This is a genomic window from Sphingobium xenophagum, from assembly GCF_031457465.1.
Classification (GTDB): domain Bacteria; phylum Pseudomonadota; class Alphaproteobacteria; order Sphingomonadales; family Sphingomonadaceae; genus Sphingobium; species Sphingobium xenophagum_A.
Genome location: NZ_JAVDWV010000002.1, coordinates 264,275 through 281,699, shown reverse-complemented (window position 1 = coordinate 281,699; position 17,425 = coordinate 264,275). Strand labels below are relative to the sequence as shown.

Here is a 17,425-nt window from a genome sequence, read left to right as displayed (position 1 = left end):
GGCGGGTGGCGCTCCGCGCGGGGGGGGGGGGGGGCGGGTGGCGTCCCATGGGGGGACGATGGGCTATTCGGAGATGAGGCCGGGGTCGCGGGCGACCGCCATCGGCAGGCGGACTATGAAACGGGCACCTTGCTGCGCGTCCTCGCGGTCGCCGATGCTGATGCGGCCCTGATGCCCCTCGACGATGGAGCGGGCGATGGCGAGGCCCAAGCCGCTATGCTTGCCAAAACTCTCGCCTTCCGGCCGGACGCTGTGGAAACGGCGGAACACATGCTCGCGTTCAGTGACGGGGACGCCCGGTCCTTCATCCTCGACGCTGACGAAGACCTGATCGTCGGCCACCGTTGCGATGATCTGGACAAGGCCGCCATCGGGCGAGAAGGAGATGGCATTGTCGATCAGATTGTCGAGCACGCGGACCAGCCGTTGTTCCTCGCCCAGCACCACTGCGACATTCTTGCGCGGGCGGGCGAAGGCGAGCCGGACGCCGCGCGGCACGCCGCGGGCTTCGCGGGCGATCACCATGGTTTCGATGAGTTGCCCAAGGTCGATCGGCTCGAAGCGGGTGCGCGACAGTTCGGCGTCGACGCGCGAGGCTTCGGCAATGTCGGTGACGAGCCGGTCGAGGCGGCGGACGTCATCCTGCGCGATCGCCATCAGTTGCGCGCGCAGGTCCGGCCGGTCCACCCGGTCGAGCGCATCGAGCGCGGAGCGGAGCGAGGCGATCGGGTTTTTGAGTTCATGGCTGACATCGGCGGCAAAGGCGTCGGTCGCGTCGATCCGCTGGCGCAGGGCAATGCTCATGTCGGACAGGGCGCGGGCCAGCATGCCGATCTCGTCGCGCCGTTCGGGCAGGCGCGGCACGGTCACTTCGCGCGCGCGGCCCAGGCGAACGCGGACGGCGGCGCGGGCGAGGCGCTGGAGTGGCTGGACGATGGTGCGGGCGAGGAACAGCGAGAGCAGCGTCGAGGCGAGCATGGCTACAGCGAGAACGAGGCCAAGCCGCAGCCGCTCCGCGCGCACGGTGCGGGTGATGTCACGGGCATTTTCAGTGGCCAGCAACGCCGTCCCGTCGCGGACTGGTGCCGCCGCCGATATCATGAAGGTGCGATCGGGGGCGTAGCGGTTCATCGCGGTCGGCTGCCCGGTCTTGCGCGCCAGCAGCAGTTCGGGCCAGGCATCGGCGCGGTCCACCGCTGGTTCGACGAAATCGGGCGGTCGGCTGGCCGATACGATGCGGTCCACCATCTTGTCGAGGAAACGGGCGACATGACGCTGCCATTCCTCCTCGGACGGCAGGCGGAGACGATATTGCGGCGCGTTCATCGTGAAACTGTCGGCGATCAGGCCACCGCCGCGCGCATAGCGGCGCACCCGGTCGCCGGTCTGGCGCGAATAGGCGGCGATCAGGGCATCGTGTCGATCGGCCGGGGCGTTTTCCAGGCCGATCGCCAATAGTTTCAACTCGCGGGCCGACTGTTCCAGGCGCGCATCAACGATCCGGGTGCGATAGCTGTCCAGATAGAAAAAACCGCCCGCCAGCAGCGCAAGCGCAAAGACGTTGACCGCCAGAATGCGCGGCGTGAGGCTGAGCCGCCCTGACCAGCGCATCGCGATCGGCGCGTCATCCTTCTTCGGAGAAGCGATAGCCGGCGCCATAGAGTGTGTCGATTGCGTTGAAATCGGAATCCACCTCGCGGAATTTGCGGCGCAGCCGCTTGATATGGCTGTCGATCGTGCGGTCATCGACATAGACGTCGTCCTGATAGGCGGCGTCCATCAACTGGTTGCGGTTCTTGACCACGCCGGGACGAGCGGCGAGCGTTTCGAGGATCAGAAATTCGGTGACGGTCAGCGTCACGTCCTGCCCGTTCCACTTCACCCGATGGCGCGCCGGGTCCATTTCCAGCCGCCCGCGAATGATGGGATCAGCGACCGGCTGGTCCGGCGTGTCGGGCGCGCCCCGGACTTCGGCGCGGCGCAGGATCGCACGAATGCGGGCGATCAGCAGCCGTTGCGAAAAGGGTTTGGCGATATAATCGTCCGCGCCCATGGCGAGGCCCAGCGCTTCGTCCAGCTCGTCCGCCTTGGACGTCAGGAAGATGACGGGCATCTGCGTCTTTTCGCGCAGGCGACGCAACAGTTCCAGACCATCCATGCGCGGCATCTTGATATCGAAGACGGCCAGATCTGCCGGATTGTCCAGCAACGCCTTCAATGCGCCTTCGGGATCGGAATAGATCCGCGTCATGAAGCCTTCGGACTGAAGTGCGATCGAGACGGAGGTCAGGATATTCTTGTCGTCATCCACCAAGGCGATGGTTGCAGTCATGCGGTTTCCCAGCTGATCCAAGTGGGGCAGAGCGTTAGACCATGCGGCGCGCGCCTGCAAGAAAGCGGGTGACGGCGGCGATGCGGCATAACCGTCGATATTCGGGACAAAGCCTGTGTGACAGGGATTTGACGATTTTGGTCCAACACCCTATTGCCATGTCGGTCTGCGAGGATGACGCCGTGATATAGACAAACGGCGCATAGGGGCGGATCGGTCGCAAAGAATAATATATGTGCGACACGGCATTCATATTCAGGAGCAAAGGCGTGCAGGCCAAATCCTCATTCACCCTGGCAGACCAGGGCATTTCCACCCATGCCACCCAATTCTGGAATATGGGCACCGCCCCGCTGGTCGAAGCGGCGATCCGCAATGGCGAGGGCATATTGTCCAAGGACGGCCCGCTGGTCGTCAAGACCGGCAAGCATACCGGCCGGTCGGCCAAGGACAAGTTCATCGTCCGCGATGCCGAGACCGAATCGACGGTCTGGTGGGGCAGCACCAATGTCGCGATGACGCCGGAGCATTTCGCGGCGTTGAAGGCGGATTTCTTCAAGGCGCTGGGCGAGAAGGACACGCTCTATGTCGCCGACCTGTTCGGCGGGTCGCAGCCCGAACATCGCGTCAATGTGCGCGTCATCAACGAGCGCGCCTGGCATAATCTGTTCATCCGCACGCTGCTGGTGCGTCCGGGTGCTGACGAACTGGCCAATTTCGCGCCGGAATATACGATCATCGACCTGCCGACCTTCAAGGCCGATCCCGCCCGTCATGGTTGCCGCAGCGAGACGGTGGTGGCGGTCAACTTCACCGAGAAGCTGATCCTGATCGGTGGCACCGCTTATGCCGGCGAAATGAAGAAGTCGGTGTTCGGCATCCTCAACTATCTGTTGCCGGTCAAGGGCGTGATGCCGATGCATTGTTCGGCCAATATCGGCCCGAACGGCGACACGGCGGTCTTCTTCGGCCTGTCGGGCACGGGCAAGACGACGCTGTCGGCCGATGCGTCGCGCACGCTGATCGGTGATGACGAGCATGGCTGGTCGGACACGGCGGTCTTCAATTTCGAGGGCGGCTGCTACGCCAAGATGATCAACCTGTCGGCCGAGGCCGAGCCGGAGATTTTCGCCACCACCAAACGCTTTGGCACGGTGCTGGAGAATGTCGTGATCGACGCGGAAACGCGCGAGATCGACCTGGACGACAACACGCTGGCGGAAAATAGCCGCGGTTCCTATCCGATCGACTTCATCCCCAACACGTCGGAGAAGAATCTGGGGCCGGTGCCCAAGAATATCATCTTCCTGACCGCCGACGCCTATGGCGTGCTGCCGCCGATCGCGCGGTTGACCCCGGAACAGGCGATGTATCATTTCCTGTCGGGCTATACCGCGCGGGTGGCGGGTACGGAGATTGGCGTGACCGAGCCGACCGCGACCTTCTCGACCTGCTTCGGCGCACCGTTCATGCCGCGTCATCCGTCGGTCTATGGCAATCTGCTCAAGGAACGGATCAACAAGGGCGGCGTCACCTGCTGGCTGGTCAATACCGGCTGGGCGGGCGGCAAGGCGACAATGCCCGGCATCAAGCGCATGCCGATCAAGGTCACCCGCGCGCTGCTCAATGCCGCGCTCGACGGTAGCCTGAACGACGCCGAGTTCCGCACCGATCCCAATTTCGGGTTCGAAGTGCCGGTCGCGGTGGCGGGCGTGGAGCCGACCATCCTTGACCCGCGCGCCATGTGGGCTGACGCCAGCGCCTATGACGAAACCGCCGCCGTGCTGGTCAAGCAGTTCGTCGACAATTTCGCGCAGTTCGAAGAGCATGTCGATGAAGGCGTGCGCAGCGCGGCGCTGACGGCGGCCTAATGGCTGCGGCCTGATCCAAGGCTATGTAAGAGCCGGAAGGGTGACCTTCCGGCTCTTTTGCTTTTGGCGGCGGGGCGGGGGTGCTATGCTGTCGGTCAACATCCAGCGGGAGTAGTGGACATGTTTGGTGATATGATCGGCAAGATGGGCGGGCTGGAAGCGGTTGCCGCGCAGATCGGGATGACGCCCGAACAGATGCAGGGACTGATGACCGAGATCAGCGCCAAGATCGGGTCGGGCGATACCAGCATTTCGGCGCTGGCCGAGGTGGCCGCCGAACATGGCGTGTCGGCCGACAAGTTGCAGGCATTGATGGCATCCTTCGGCGGTCCCGAAGCGATCATGGGCAAGCTGGGTGGCTTGTTCGACCGTGATGGCGACGGCAATCCGATGAACGAACTGGGCGGGATCGCCAAGGGGCTGTTCGGCTGAACAGCGGACGCTGGCGGGGGGTCAGCTATCGGCCCCCCAAGTTTTTTTGGCCTTGCCTTCATGCCGCGATGGCTCCATTCGCGATGCTTATTGGTTGTTGCGAACGATACGCAACTGGCGAGCCCTGTGCGGGCGGCTTGGCAAGGAAGAAGGTCTTGAACGACGTGACGATCGAAAAGCCGGTACTCGAACCGACCGGCGCTCTCTCGGTGGAAACCGTGCTGTCGGTGCGGCATTGGAATGAGCATCTGTTCAGCTTCCGCATTTCGCGCCCGGCGAGCTTCCGTTTCCGGTCGGGCGAGTTCGTGATGATCGGTTTGAAGGGCGAGAATGGCAAGCCGCTGCTGCGCGCCTATTCGGTCGCCAGCCCCGCCTGGGACGAGGAACTGGAGTTTCTGTCGATCAAGGTGCAGGACGGCCCGCTGACGAGCAAGTTGCAGCTGATCGAGCCGGGCGACCAAATTTACCTCGGCCGCAAGCCGACCGGCACGCTGGTCACCGACGCGCTGTTGCCGGGCAAGCGGTTGTTCATGCTGTCGACGGGCACGGGCCTCGCGCCGTTCCTGAGCCTGGCGCGTGACCCCGACGTCTATGAATTTTACGAGCAGGTGGTCGTTGTTCATTCGGTGCGCCGGGTAAGCGACCTGGCCTTCCATGACGAGTTGGAAGGCAAGTTGGCGGAAGATCCGCTGGTCGCCGAACAGGCCGCGACGCAGTTCCATTATGTGCCGACCGTCACCCGCGAGGCGTTCCGCAATACCGTGCGGATCGACAAGCTGGTCGAGAGCGGCGCGCTGTTCGAGGGGCTTGAGGGACCGGCCAAGTTCGACCCCGAAACCGACCGGATCATGATGTGCGGCAGCATGGAGATGATCAAGCAGTTCGCGGCCTGGTTCGAAGCGAACGGTTTTACCGAAGGGTCGAATGCGGCGCCGGGGCAGTTCGTGATCGAGCGGGCGTTTGTGGGGTAAGGATTAACGCAGCAAGGTAGGAAAGGGCCGGGAGAGTGATCTTCCGGCCTTTTTTATTGGATATGAGGTGGCGGTGTTCCGTTTTGAATCCGCTTTGACCTTCCAAACCGTGCATCCATTTTTCGCGCCTCGGCGAAAGGTAAGGAGTAGAATGGGTAATATTTTGACCCATCCCATTTGAGATATAATATCCAGATTTCGCCGACCTTTGGGGTCGGCTCGCCATCATCGCAATCAACGAAGTTGCGTGAAAGGGAGAATAGGCTGTCATCAGCAATGCCCTTCGCACTACTTATCGTTTTTGCTGTCGCTGACCACGGTTCCCACCTGGGCTTATGTGATGCGCCGCGGACGACGCTGACAATCGTTGCGGCGACAATTCGGTCATATGGTCTGGAGGCAAGCACTTCCTGAGGAGTGTAAGTCGGACAGGCTTGCGCGTATGGTGCAACGGCGATGCAAAGCCCCAGGCCGACCATTAGCTTTGCAACTGTAGATGAGGCCTGAGGCTTCATAGTATCCCCTTCCGCTCCCCAACCCACGCCGCCACATTCCCCGCCAGCACGGTCATCGGCACGCCGCCGCTCTTCACCACCGCGTCGTTGAACAGGCGGAAGTCGAATTTCGGGCCTAGTGCGGTTTTTGCCGTTTCGCGCAGGCGGACGATTTCGCCGTGGCCGACCTTGTAGCCGCAGGCCTGGCCCGGCCAGGCGCAATAGCGGTCGACTTCGCCCTGGACTTCCTCGACCGTCGAGCCGTTGGTGGTGGCGAACCAGTCGATCGCCTGTTGCCGGGTCCAGCGCTTGGCGTGGAGGCCGGTGTCGACCACCAGGCGGCAGCAGCGATAGGCGATCGACTGGAGATAGCCCAGCCGCCCCGCCACATCGCCGTCATAGGCGCCCAGCTCGTCGCCCAGTTGCTCGGCATAGAGCGCCCAGCCCTCGCTATAGGCGTTGAAGGGGAGGAGCGAGCGGATCAGCGGGAGTTTATAGCTATATTCGCCCTGCCAGATATGGCCCGGAATGCCCTCATGATAGGTGAGGGTGGGCAGGCTGTAGCGCGGCCAGCTGTTGGTATCGCGCAGGTTGATATAATAGTTGCCGGGCACGCTGCCGTCGATCGACCCCGCGCCCGCATAGGCGCCGGGCATCCCGGCCTCGATCTCGACCGGCACGCGCTTGACGATCAGCTTGGCGGGGACCAGCGTCGCGAAGGCGCGGGGTAGGCGGGTGCGGATGTCGGTCAGGCGGCCTTCGATATAGGCCAATATCTGCGCGCGGCCCTTGTCGTCATCGGGGAAGAGGTGGCGCGGGTCTTTGCCCATCGCGGTCATGCGTTCGCCGACCGTGCCTTTGGTCAGGCCCAGCCCCTTGAGCAGCCCGTCCATCTGGCCCTGCAGCGCGGCAAGCTGGTCGAGGCCGAGTGCATGGACCTCTTCGGGCGTCATGGTCGTGGTGGTCCCGGCCTTGAGCGCCCAGGCATAATAGGCTTCGCCATCGGGGAGCTTCCACACGCCTGCATCCATGGTGGCGGTGGCGCGCTGTCGCGTGAGTTCGGCGACCTGGGCCGCGAGCGCGGGGGCGACCTGGTCGCGGACGATCTTCGCGGCTTTTGCGCCATAGTCGCCGGGCATCGACGCGGTGCGGCGGGCGAGTGAGGCGACGGGCACCCATTGGTCGATCGGCTGGCGCTGGACCGTCGCCATCTGGCTTAGCGTCTTGTCGAGCAGGAAGGCCGGCGCGGTGACGCCGATGCCCGCATCGTGGCGCAGCCGCTGCGTCTCGCCATTGAGATTGGCGGCATAGGCGGACAGCCGGGCGAGATAGGCGTCGGCGTCGGCGGCGGTTTCGATGCCGTGATTGGCGTCGAGAAAGTCGGGCGTTTCGACGAAGCTGCCGGTGTTTTGCGCCACGGCATAGGGCGCGTTGCGGTAGGACCAGTTGCTGTTCATCATCGCCATGTCGCCGAACGGGAAGGCGAACCCTTCGGCCGCGAGTTCGTGCGCGGCGCGGGCGACCTCGACATCGGTGCGGGTGGCGGGGGAGAGCGGGGCCAAGTCTATGGCGCGCAAGGTGGCGAGGCGGGCAGTGACATGGGTGGCGATCTGCGCCTGGCCCGCGGGGCTTTTATTGCCGAGGCGGCTTTTGAGCGCGGCGCGGGGGCCGGTGTCGAGGCCAAGGCCGGTGGCGCTTTCCGGCGCGTCGGCGAGCATCGCTTCGGCCATGGCGGCGAGCGTCGCTTGCGCACGGGCGTCGGGCGTGTCGGTCGCGGCGCGGGCGGGGAGGGCCGACAGAGCGAGGACGGAGGAACCGGCGACAAGGAAATCGCGGCGCGTGGCGGTCATGTAGCGTGGCTCCGACAAGGGGTGGTCAGCGCTTAACTTCGCATATTTCCCGCAGATTTCGACATTTTATTTCGCCGGCCTGTTCGATTGTGACAAGGGGCGGCTGTGGCGGGGGAAGGCGTTTGCGCAGTCGCGCGGGCGGCGATGCGGGCATTATGCGGCATCATGGCGCGGCTGCCATCTGTGCAGGCGGACAGGGCGCGCAGCGCGGCGAGCATGACCCGGCGGTCGGGCTTGCTATAATGGCCGACGACGCGGCCGCCGCGCACCAGCGGTTGCCGCCGGTCGCCCCGGATCAGCGCCACGGCGCGCCCCATTTGGTCGTCCAGCCCCATTTCGATCGCCCAGTCCCAGGCGGCGGCAAAACTTTCCGCCCCCGGCCGCGCCCGCAACAGATAGGCCGAGCGCGGCGAACAGCCAACGCTGCGCGCCGCCTGCGCGACGACGCCGCATCGGGACAAGGCATCGATGAAGGCATGTTGCGCATCGGCCGTCCAGCCGCGCGCGCGGCGCTGCAACTGGACGGGGGTGAAGTGGAGCAGGTCAGGGGTGTTTGGCATGACGGGGAGCATGGCATGGGTTGGGGGATGTAGGACAGGGGGTTGTGAGTGAGGGGTTGGGGCGGGCGGCTTGAGGGGGAAAGTCCAGAGGCAACCCTCGCAGCGATCACTTGGCCATGTTCAACAACATGGGTGGGCCTCAAAATGCTTGCTTAGCTGTTCCCCGGCGAAGGCCAGGGTCCAGTTCCACGCTCTGATCTGGACCCCGGCCTTCGCCGGGGAACAAAATTGATGCGCCGTTGGGTATGCATTGCCTAAGCGAGAATAGTTGGGTCAAGTTCACGCAAGCGCGCTTCGATCTGACCCATATATTGATAGATGCTGGTCAAATCAGGCATAAGATGCCGCGTCTCATCCTTGCCCTCGAATGTACCAAAATAACGGGTCGTCGGTGAATTGAACCACAGCCTCGCGATTGTTTTCCGATTATTGTCATCGAGGAGGATAGCGCAATATGATTTGCTGTCTCGAATGACGATGCGCTTTGGATCGACGAGGCGTGAGGCTATCGCCTGCACAATATGAAAGCCGCTCAACTCTTCTTGCGTGGTAATGATCGCTTCTTCGGGCGCCGGGATTTCCGCCTCTTCGGGTTCCGCCATAGTAGGCGTGGAAGCATTGAGCGCCGAGGCTAGTCGCTCATTGACTTTATCCCTGATTATTGCCGCAACGGTGTTGGGTATTAGCTTCGCAATGCTCTCTTTCGCGCCCGGTGTCAGACGCCCTTCCACGACATGAGCCGCGAAAACCCTCACAAATTCATCCGAGGGTTCAGCAAACTCGCGGTCCATCGCCTTGCGCAACAGCGATTGCAGTTTGAGATGACCCGCCTCTTGGATAATCTTCTCGATATCGAAATCTGCTTTGGCGAACTTTTCCAGCGTTCGAATGTCAGATGGCTTTATCGCTTCCATGCTGAACGTAAAAAATGGTCGCTCGTCCATTTTGTTTGGCTTTTCGACGTCCGAAAAGAACTGATAATTGACGCCGTTGGTAAGGATAGCGAGACGCGATTCGGTAACGCTGAAATAGCGAAATAGCTGGGATGCGTGATTGACGTTCAGTTCAGCGGTCGATGGCTTGCATTCAATCAGGATATTGACCTTGCCATCCTGGCAGATGGCGTAGTCAACTTTTTCGCCCTTCTTGATACCAACGTCTGCCGTGAACTCAGGCACAACCTCTTTCGGATTGAAGACATCATAGCCGAGCGATTGGAGGAAGGGCATGACCAACGCGGTTTTTGCGGCCTCTTCGGTCAACAGAACCTCGCGATGCTCAATCGTGCGCTTTTGCAGCTCAGCTAGACGAGAAGCGAAATCCATCTGTTATCCCCCTATGTTTCAAACAGACTGCCGATAAAAGCTTGGTTCGGCAAGTCGGTGGAGCCACAGGAAGGAAAGTAATCTTTTAACTGCTGTTGACCGACGTAATTGGTCACTCCACCCTTAACACCGTCCCCTCAGCCGCAACCACGCGCACCCGTGCGCCGACTTCCGCATCCCTGCCCACCGCGCTCCACACGCTGTCGCCCACCTTTACCCGGCCTTCGCCGCCGGTGATGGCTTCCACCACCGTTACCGTCTGGCCGATGAGGCGGGCGGTGCGGTCGTTGAGGAGGGGGTCGGTGGAGGCGACGGGGTGGTCGGCGTACCAGCGGCGGCCGGCATAGACCGCTGCGATGCTTAAGGTTGCGAAGAGGAGGAGTTGCAGCGGGAGGCCGATCGGCAGCGCGAGTGCGACGAGGCCGGTGATGGCGGCGGCGATCGAGATCCAGATGAGGAAGACGCCGGGGATCAGCACTTCGGCAATGCCCAGCAGCGCGGCGAGGACCAGCCAGGCCCAATGATCTTCGAGCAGGGTGAGCAGGGTCATGGGTTGGGAGTCCGGGGGTTGGGGGTGGGTTTTACGCCCCTCCCCTTCAGGGGAGGGGATGGGGGTGGGGGCGTGCCACAGGCGCTGGACCTAGAGGATGGCCCCCACCCCAACCCCTCCCCTAGAGGGGAGGGGCTAATATAGTCGCTTGGCCACCCCAAATCTTTGCGTGCGCCGTTGGGCGCGCTTGAGCTGGGCAAGGACACGCGCGCCTTCATCCTCCCTTACCCCTGGCTTTGGCCGAAGGGGCCGCGTCTTGGGGGTGGCGGGGTGGGGGTGCCGTCGTCGCCGAGGGCGGCTTTGGCGAGGGCGCCGATGCCGCCCAGGGTGCCGATCAGCTGGGTGGCTTCGACCGGGAAGAGGATGGTCTTGGCGTTGGGGCTGGTGGCGAACTGGCTGACGGCTTCGGTATATTTTTGCGCGATGAAGTAGTTGAGCGCCTGCGGGTTGCCGGCGCTGATCGCGTCGGAGACCATCTGGGTGGCGCGGGCTTCGGCTTCGGCTTCGCGTTCGCGGGCTTCGGCGTCGCGGAAGGCGGCTTCGCGGCGGCCTTCGGCTTGCAGGATCTGGCCCTGCTTCTCGCCCTCGGCGCGCAGGATTTCGGCGGCGCGGGCACCCTCAGCATCCAGGATGTTGGCGCGCTTTTCGCGTTCGGCCTTCATCTGGCGGCCCATGGCGCTGACGATGTCGGCGGGCGGGCGGATGTCCTTGAGTTCGACGCGGGTAATCTTGATGCCCCAGGCGTTGGTCGCCTGATCGACCACGGACAGGAGGCGGGCGTTGATCTCGTCGCGCTTGGACAGGGTTTCGTCAAGATCCATCGAACCCATGACGGTGCGCAGGTTGGTGGTGGCCAACTGCATGATCGCCACATAAAGCTCGGAGACTTCATAGGCCGCCTTGGCGGCGTCCAGCACCTGAAAGAAGACCACGCCGTCGACCGACACCATGGCATTATCCTTGGTGATGATCTCCTGCCCCGGAATGTCGACCACCTGCTCCATCATGTTCACCTTGCGGCCGACGGCGTAGAAGAAGGCGGGGTAGAAATTGAGGCCCGGCTTGGCGACTTCGGTGAAGCGGCCGAAGCGTTCGATCGTATATTGATAGCCCTGTCGGACGACCTTCACACTGACCGCGAGGTAGAAGAGCACGAGGCCCGTGAGGGTGAGGGCGAAGGTCGTCAACATGGCATTCTCCCGAAACAGGGTTGGACTATGCGCCTTATTTGTTAACGGGGGAAGGCAAACCGAGGAGAATCCCATGTTGCTGCGTCACGCCCGTTCGCTGTTGTTCCTGCCCGCGTCCAATGCGCGCGCCATCGCCAAGGCGCGGACGTTGCCGTGCGACATGGTGATATTGGACCTGGAGGATGCGGTGCCGGACGACGCCAAGGAGGCCGCGCGCGAGGCGGCGGTGACGGCGCTGGCCGAGGGATTTGGGGATCGCATCGCGGCGGTGCGGATCAATGTGGCGGGGACGCCGTGGCACGGGATGGAGATGGTGGCGATGAAGGGGAGCGCGGCCGACTATGTCGTGCTGCCCAAGGTGGAGAGCGGGCGGCAGGTGCGCGACGTCTATAGCGTGAGCCAGAAGCCGGTGATCGCGATGATCGAAAGCGCGCGCGGGGTGCTGGCGGCGGTGGAGATTGCAGGCGCGGAAGGCTGCGCCGGGCTGTTCATGGGGAATAACGACCTGCGGCGGGATTTGGGGATACCGGCGGGCGCAGGGCGCGAGGGGCTGGCGCTGGCCATGCAGTCGGTGGTGCTGGCGGCGCGGGCGGCGGGGATTGCGGTGTTTGACGGGGTGTATAACCGGCTGGATGATCTGGCCGGGCTGGAGGCGGAATGCGCGGCGGGCCATGCTTTGGGCTTCGATGGCAAGACGCTGATCCATCCGGCGCAGGTAGCAGTGGCGAATGGCGTGTTCGGGCCGGATGCGCAGGCGCTGGCCGATGCCCGGCGGCTGATCGCGGCGGCGACCGGCGGGGCCGAGCGCTTCGAGGGGCGCATGATCGAGGCGATGCATGTCGAAGAAGCCCGCGCGCTGGTGGCGCGGGCCGAGGCGGTGGGGCTGTAGCGGATCAGGCCGGGCGGTGCCGGGCGGTCAGGAAATAGTTGATCGCCTTGTTCGCTGACAGAGTGAAGCCGGTGGCGGGGGAAAAGGTCAGGCCGCTGCTGTCGATGACGTCGAGGCCCGCGGCGTCGAGCAGGGCGGTGAGTTCTTCGGGCGTGAGGAACTTGCCCCAGTCGTGCGTCCCCTTGGGGATGCCGCCGATGCTTTCGCCTATGGTGATCATGGCGATGCGCGACAAGGGCGTGCGGTTGGGAGTGGAGAGGATCATCAGCCCGTCGGGTGCGAGCTTGGCGGCGAGCGCGGCGATAAAGGCGGCCGGATCAGCGACATGCTCGATCACTTCCATCGAGGTGACGAGATCATAGTCGCCATCGGTCACGTCCTCGACCGGCGTCGCGCGATAGTCGATGGTGAGGCCCTGAGTCGCGGCATGGGCGGCGGCGGCGGCGATATTTTCAGGCGCGGCGTCCAGGCCGGTGACGGTCGCGCCCAGGCGGGCGAGCGGTTCGGTCAGCAGCCCCGCGCCGCAGCCGACATCGAGCGCGCGTTTGCCGGCAAGCGGCTGGAAGGATTGGGCGTTTGTCGGCCAATGGGTGTCGATCGCGGCGCGAATATAAGTGAGGCGCACGGGGTTGAGCTTGTGCAGCATCGCGCTGGAGCCGTTGGGGTCCCACCAATCGGCGGCCATCGCCCCGAAATGGGCGGCTTCCTTGGGGTCGATCGTTGCCGTTGCGTTGCTTGCCATATCCGTATCCGCTGCTAAAGAAGCGCCGTTTCGCCCTTCTGGGACATTTTCTTACTCACCAACTAGCAGGTTCGACAAGCAAATGGCGCGCATCGTGATGAAATTCGGCGGCACCTCCATGGCGGGGATGGAGCGAATTCGCAACGTCGCCGCGCGGGTGAAGCATGTCGTGGCGCAGGGGCATGAGGTCGCGGTGGTCGTGTCGGCGATGGCAGGCGAGACGGACCGGCTGGTGGGGTTCTGCAAGGAAGCCTCGGCGCTCTACGATCCGGCCGAATATGATGTCGTGGTCGCGGCGGGCGAGCAGATCACCAGCGGGCTGCTGGCGATGACGCTGAAAGCCATGGGCGTGGATGCGCGCAGTTGGCTCGGCTGGCAATTGCCGATCAAGACGGTGGAAGCCCATGCCAAGGCGCGGGTGGACAGCATCGACACTGGCGCGCTGCTGGCCGCCATGGGTGCGGGCCAGGTCGCGGTGATCCCCGGTTTTCAGGGGATGATGGCGGACGGGCGCGTCTCGACGCTGGGCCGGGGCGGGTCGGACACGTCGGCGGTGGCGGTGGCGGCCGCGATCAAGGCCGATCGCTGCGACATCTATACCGACGTGGACGGCGTCTACACGACTGATCCGCGCATCGTGGCGCGCGCGCGTAAGCTCGACCTCGTCACCTATGAGGAGATGCTGGAACTGGCGTCGGTGGGAGCCAAGGTGCTGCAAACCCGCTCGGTCGGCCTCGCCATGAAGGAAGGCGTGGTCGTGCAGGTGCTCTCCTCCTTCGATGATCCCACCCAGACCGACCTGCCCGGCACGCTGATCGTCAGCGACGAGGAACTGGAAGCCAAGCGCAAGGAAAATAAGATGGAACGTCAGCTCATCACCGGCATCGCCCATGACAAGAATGAGGCGAAGATCATCGTGACGCGCGTGCCCGACAAGCCGGGCGCGGTCGCCAGCATCTTCACCCCGCTGGCCGACGCCGCGATCAATGTCGACATGATCATCCAGAATGATTCGAAGGATACCGAGGAAACCGACGTGACCTTCACCGTGCCGCGCGCGGACCTGGCGCGCAGCGTGGACATTTTGGAAGCGAACAAGGACGTGATCGGCTTCCGCCGGATCATCACCGATACCGAAGTCGCCAAGATCAGCGTCGTGGGTGTCGGGATGCGCAGCCATGCGGGCGTCGCCGCGACGATGTTCAAGACGCTGGCCGAGCGCGGCATCAATATCGAGGCGATTTCGACGAGCGAGATCAAGGTGTCGGTGCTGATCGACGAGGATGAGACCGAATTGGCGGTGCGGGTGCTGCATACGGCCTATGGGCTGGACGCCCCGGCGGCTTGATGGACGTGTTGCCTCGGCTTTCCTGCGCATATAGTGTGCGCAGGAAAGCCGAGGTTCTATGAACAAGCCGATGCCGTCCGTTCGTCGCAAGGCGACCAACATATCGCTCGACAGCGGGCTGCTGGAGGAAGCGCGGGCGCAGCAATGGCGCGCGGACAATGCTGATGCGCTGGCATCGTCCAATCACCATGTCGAGGATCAGGGCCTGCCGCTGGTCGGTTTCCGCCGCTTCTGATGGTGAAGTTCGATGTTTATGGCTCTGGTGCCGGGGCGTTCTATCTGCTCGATTGCCAAGCTGATCTAGGGATTTTGAGGCCCATCGGTTGACCTTTTCACCCCTCCCTTTCAAGGGAGGGGCCGGGGGTGGGTGGCGAGCATCGCGAGCCTTCTGCCATGTCGATAGGGTCGAACGCCGCTTCGCGGCGCACCCACCCCAACCCCTCCCTTGAAAGGGAGGGGCTTTTATTGTGCAGGAAAGACTTTATGACCAACGCCAAGCTTGCTTCCCTCATGGCCCGTGGCACCGACTTTCTGGGGTGCGAGAGTGCGATCCTGTGCGGGGCGATGAGCTGGGTTTCGGAGCGGAACCTGGTGGCGGCGATTTCCAATGCCGGGGCGTTCGGGGTGATTGCGTGCGGCGCGATGACGCCGGAACTGCTCGACAAGGAGATTGCGGCGACCAAGGCGCTGACGAGCAAGCCGTTCGGCGTCAACCTGATCACCATGCACCCGCAATTGTTCGAGTTGATCGACATATGCGCCAAGCATGATGTCACCCATGTCGTGCTGGCCGGTGGCCTGCCGCCCAAGGGCAGTATCGAAGCGATCAAGCAGAAGGGCGCGAAGCTTATTTGCTTTGCCCCGGCGCTGAGCCTCGCCAAGAAGCTGGTGCGGTCGGGGGTCGATGCGCTGGTGGTCGAGGGCATGGAAGCGGGCGGCCATATCGGCCCCGTTTCGACCAGCGTGCTGGCGCAGGAAATATTGCCCGACATGGCGGCCCAGGTGCCCGTGTTCGTTGCGGGCGGGATCGGCCGGGGCGAGGCGATCGCCGCCTATCTGGAGATGGGCGCGGCCGGCGTGCAATTGGGCACGCGCTTTGCCTGCGCGACCGAGAGCATTGCGCATCCCAATTTCAAGAAGGCCTTTTTCCGGGCGTCCGCGCGCGACGCGATCGCCAGCGTGCAGATCGACCCGCGCCTGCCGGTCATTCCGGTGCGCTCGCTCAAAAATGTTGGGATGGAGAATTTCACCATCAAGCAGCGCGAAGTCGCCAATCTGCTCGATGAAGGGGCGGTCGACATGATGGAAGCGCAGTTGCAGATCGAACATTATTGGGCGGGGGCGTTGCGCCGCGCGGTGATCGACGGCGATGTCGAGGGCGGGTCGCTGATGGCGGGCCAGTCGGTCGGCATGGTGACCAAGGAAGAGCCGGTCGCCGACATCATCGCGCAGTTGATGACGCAGGCCGCCGACGCGCTGGCGCGGCGAGCCGCCTGAAGGCTTGCGACGAACGGAATATTTGGCATATTTCCTCGCAGGCGAATGCCCGGCATGACCGGGGCATAGTCCCAGCGGAGAATTTGATGTTATCCATGCGCCGTTCCGGCCATCTGTCGCTTGTGTCACTCGCGGTTCTGGCCGCCTGCTCGACCCCCGTGAAACAGCCGCCTCCTACGCCGCCGCCGCCCGTGGTGGAAACGATGATGCCGCGTCCGCCGATGGGGGCGGTGGAGGATATGAGCATCCCCGAAATGGAGGATGGTAAATATCTGACGCCCAACCGCAAGGTCACGTCCAATACCGCGCTGTGGCATGTGCGCATGGCGCTGAATGTCGCGGCCTTGTCGTGCCGCAGCCCGGCCGACCTGCCGCGGATACAATATAACCGATTGCTGCATGTCCACGGGCCGCTGTTGACGAAGGCCAATGAAGCGGTCGATCGCAACTATACGGTCGCCTATGGCGGCGCAGGTCTTGGTGCGCGCGAGCGGCTGAATACCGTCGTGTATAATTTCTTCTCGTTGCCGCCGGTGACCAAGAGCTTCTGCCCGGTTGCCGAAGCCGTTGGCGCGAAGCTGCTGGCGATGCCGTCAAGCGCGCTGCTTGATTATGCGCCCGAAGCGCTGGCCGAGCTGGAAAAGCCATTCCAGGACTTCTATGCCGCCTATGAGGATTATCTCCGGCGGCTGGCCGAATGGCAGTCGCGCTTCGGCGCGAGCGTGACCGTGGTGGTGTCGCCAACGCCCTTGCCCCCGCCGCCCATACCGCCGGGCGAAGCGCCGCCGCAGGGTTTTTCGCCCAGCGTCACGAGCGCGATGCAGGAGAATCTGCCGCCGCCGCCCGATGCGCCCGCGACGATGCCGTCCGCGCCCGCCCAGCCAGGCGCGGCGGGTCCGCAATTGATGATCCAGCCGCTGCCCGCCAATCAGGAATAAAAGTCAGTCGCGCGCGTCGAAACGGGCGCGCGCGGCTTCCACCGTGGCGAGGTGGGTTTCGGCCCAGGTCCATACGCCGCAAAAGGCGGCGCTCAGGCTGTTGCCGAGCGGGGTCAGCGCATAATCGACATGCGGCGGCACGACCGGATGGACGATGCGGGTGGCCAGGCCATCCCGCTCCATCTGCCGCAGGGTCTGGGTCAGCATCTTCTGGCTGATCCCTTCGACCTCGCGCGCGATCTGGCTGAAGCGGAGCGTGCCCTTCTCCTCCAGCAGTTCCAGCACCAGCAGCGTCCATTTGTCGGCGACGCGGCCGATCAGGTCGTTGACGAGTCGCTCGACGCGCGGGTCGATGGGGGCTGTTTCCCACGGCTGCACCGGACAATTTTCGGCGGCGATAGCGGGTGTGTGGCTTGAATTTTCCATTTCTTACTCT

At 63.6% G+C, this 17,425-nt stretch carries 18 protein-coding genes; 8 read left to right on the top strand and 10 right to left on the bottom strand.

Annotated elements, in window-relative coordinates; genetic code table 11:
* Positions 1–63 precede the first annotated feature (63 nt).
* Both J2W40_RS02990 and J2W40_RS02985 read right to left on the bottom strand, forming a co-directional pair.
* Positions 64–1,659, bottom strand: coding sequence for a sensor histidine kinase (locus J2W40_RS02990; RefSeq protein WP_310221918.1), 1,596 nt, complete (start codon positions 1,657–1,659; stop codon positions 64–66).
* Positions 1,625–2,332, bottom strand: coding sequence for a response regulator transcription factor (locus tag J2W40_RS02985; RefSeq protein WP_037479073.1), 708 nt, complete (start codon positions 2,330–2,332; stop codon positions 1,625–1,627). The genes J2W40_RS02990 and J2W40_RS02985 overlap by 35 nt, the downstream gene beginning before the upstream one ends.
* A gap of 269 nt (positions 2,333–2,601) precedes the next feature.
* Between J2W40_RS02985 and J2W40_RS02980 the strand changes: the two genes are divergently transcribed.
* The 3 genes from J2W40_RS02980 to J2W40_RS02970 all read left to right on the top strand — a co-directional run bounded on the left by J2W40_RS02980 (position 2,602) and on the right by J2W40_RS02970 (position 5,606).
* A complete protein-coding gene (locus J2W40_RS02980; RefSeq protein WP_310221917.1) occupies positions 2,602–4,203 on the top strand; it encodes a phosphoenolpyruvate carboxykinase in 1,602 nt (533 codons plus the stop codon).
* Between the two features lie 120 nt (positions 4,204–4,323).
* On the top strand, positions 4,324–4,635 hold the full coding sequence (locus tag J2W40_RS02975; protein ID WP_310221916.1) for a hypothetical protein: 312 nt from the start codon (positions 4,324–4,326) through the stop codon (positions 4,633–4,635).
* A 155-nt stretch (positions 4,636–4,790) separates the two neighbouring features.
* Positions 4,791–5,606, top strand: a complete 816-nt coding sequence (locus J2W40_RS02970) for a ferredoxin--NADP reductase (protein WP_310221915.1) — start codon at positions 4,791–4,793, stop codon at positions 5,604–5,606.
* 53 nt (positions 5,607–5,659) lie between these two features.
* On the opposite strand, the gene J2W40_RS02965 is transcribed toward J2W40_RS02970, so the two are convergent.
* The 6 genes from J2W40_RS02965 to J2W40_RS02940 form a co-directional block, all read right to left on the bottom strand.
* Positions 5,660–6,121, bottom strand: coding sequence for a hypothetical protein (locus J2W40_RS02965; RefSeq protein WP_310221914.1), 462 nt, complete (start codon positions 6,119–6,121; stop codon positions 5,660–5,662).
* Positions 6,118–7,950 carry a DUF885 domain-containing protein gene (locus J2W40_RS02960; RefSeq protein WP_310221913.1) on the bottom strand — a complete coding sequence of 611 codons (1,833 nt, stop codon included), beginning with the start codon at positions 7,948–7,950 and terminating at the stop codon, positions 6,118–6,120. The genes J2W40_RS02965 and J2W40_RS02960 overlap by 4 nt, the downstream gene beginning before the upstream one ends.
* Positions 7,951–7,982: 32 nt before the next feature.
* A complete protein-coding gene (locus tag J2W40_RS02955; RefSeq protein WP_310221912.1) occupies positions 7,983–8,510 on the bottom strand; it encodes a hypothetical protein in 528 nt (175 codons plus the stop codon).
* A 254-nt stretch (positions 8,511–8,764) separates the two neighbouring features.
* Positions 8,765–9,835, bottom strand: a complete 1,071-nt coding sequence (locus J2W40_RS02950) for a type I restriction endonuclease (protein WP_310221911.1) — start codon at positions 9,833–9,835, stop codon at positions 8,765–8,767.
* A 112-nt stretch (positions 9,836–9,947) separates the two neighbouring features.
* Positions 9,948–10,385: an NfeD family protein gene (locus tag J2W40_RS02945; RefSeq protein WP_310221910.1), complete on the bottom strand. Its 438-nt coding sequence runs from the start codon at positions 10,383–10,385 to the stop codon at positions 9,948–9,950.
* A 224-nt stretch (positions 10,386–10,609) separates the two neighbouring features.
* Positions 10,610–11,575, bottom strand: a complete 966-nt coding sequence (locus J2W40_RS02940; RefSeq protein WP_310221909.1) for an SPFH domain-containing protein — start codon at positions 11,573–11,575, stop codon at positions 10,610–10,612.
* 73 nt (positions 11,576–11,648) lie between these two features.
* Here J2W40_RS02940 and J2W40_RS02935 point away from each other — a divergent pair, with 73 nt between their 5' ends.
* Positions 11,649–12,464 (top strand): HpcH/HpaI aldolase/citrate lyase family protein, encoded by an 816-nt coding sequence (locus J2W40_RS02935; RefSeq protein ID WP_310221908.1) that lies wholly within the window; start codon positions 11,649–11,651, stop codon positions 12,462–12,464.
* Between the two features lie 4 nt (positions 12,465–12,468).
* On the opposite strand, the gene ubiG is transcribed toward J2W40_RS02935, so the two are convergent.
* Positions 12,469–13,206, bottom strand: coding sequence for a bifunctional 2-polyprenyl-6-hydroxyphenol methylase/3-demethylubiquinol 3-O-methyltransferase UbiG (gene ubiG / locus J2W40_RS02930; protein ID WP_310221907.1), 738 nt, complete (start codon positions 13,204–13,206; stop codon positions 12,469–12,471).
* A gap of 82 nt (positions 13,207–13,288) precedes the next feature.
* On the opposite strand from ubiG, the gene J2W40_RS02925 reads away from it, so the two are divergent.
* The 4 genes from J2W40_RS02925 to J2W40_RS02910 all read left to right on the top strand — a co-directional run bounded on the left by J2W40_RS02925 (position 13,289) and on the right by J2W40_RS02910 (position 16,989).
* Complete coding sequence (locus J2W40_RS02925; protein ID WP_037473192.1) at positions 13,289–14,554, top strand: aspartate kinase; 1,266 nt, start codon at positions 13,289–13,291, stop codon at positions 14,552–14,554.
* 58 nt (positions 14,555–14,612) lie between these two features.
* On the top strand, positions 14,613–14,789 hold the full coding sequence (locus tag J2W40_RS02920) for a type II toxin-antitoxin system CcdA family antitoxin (protein WP_310221906.1): 177 nt from the start codon (positions 14,613–14,615) through the stop codon (positions 14,787–14,789).
* Between the two features lie 248 nt (positions 14,790–15,037).
* On the top strand, positions 15,038–16,051 hold the full coding sequence (locus tag J2W40_RS02915) for an NAD(P)H-dependent flavin oxidoreductase (protein ID WP_310221905.1): 1,014 nt from the start codon (positions 15,038–15,040) through the stop codon (positions 16,049–16,051).
* 86 nt (positions 16,052–16,137) lie between these two features.
* Positions 16,138–16,989 (top strand): hypothetical protein, encoded by an 852-nt coding sequence (locus J2W40_RS02910; protein ID WP_310221904.1) that lies wholly within the window; start codon positions 16,138–16,140, stop codon positions 16,987–16,989.
* Between the two features lie 3 nt (positions 16,990–16,992).
* Here the strand turns inward: J2W40_RS02910 and J2W40_RS02905 are convergent, their stop codons facing one another.
* Positions 16,993–17,415: a winged helix-turn-helix transcriptional regulator gene (locus J2W40_RS02905; RefSeq protein WP_310221903.1), complete on the bottom strand. Its 423-nt coding sequence runs from the start codon at positions 17,413–17,415 to the stop codon at positions 16,993–16,995.
* Positions 17,416–17,425 lie beyond the last annotated feature (10 nt).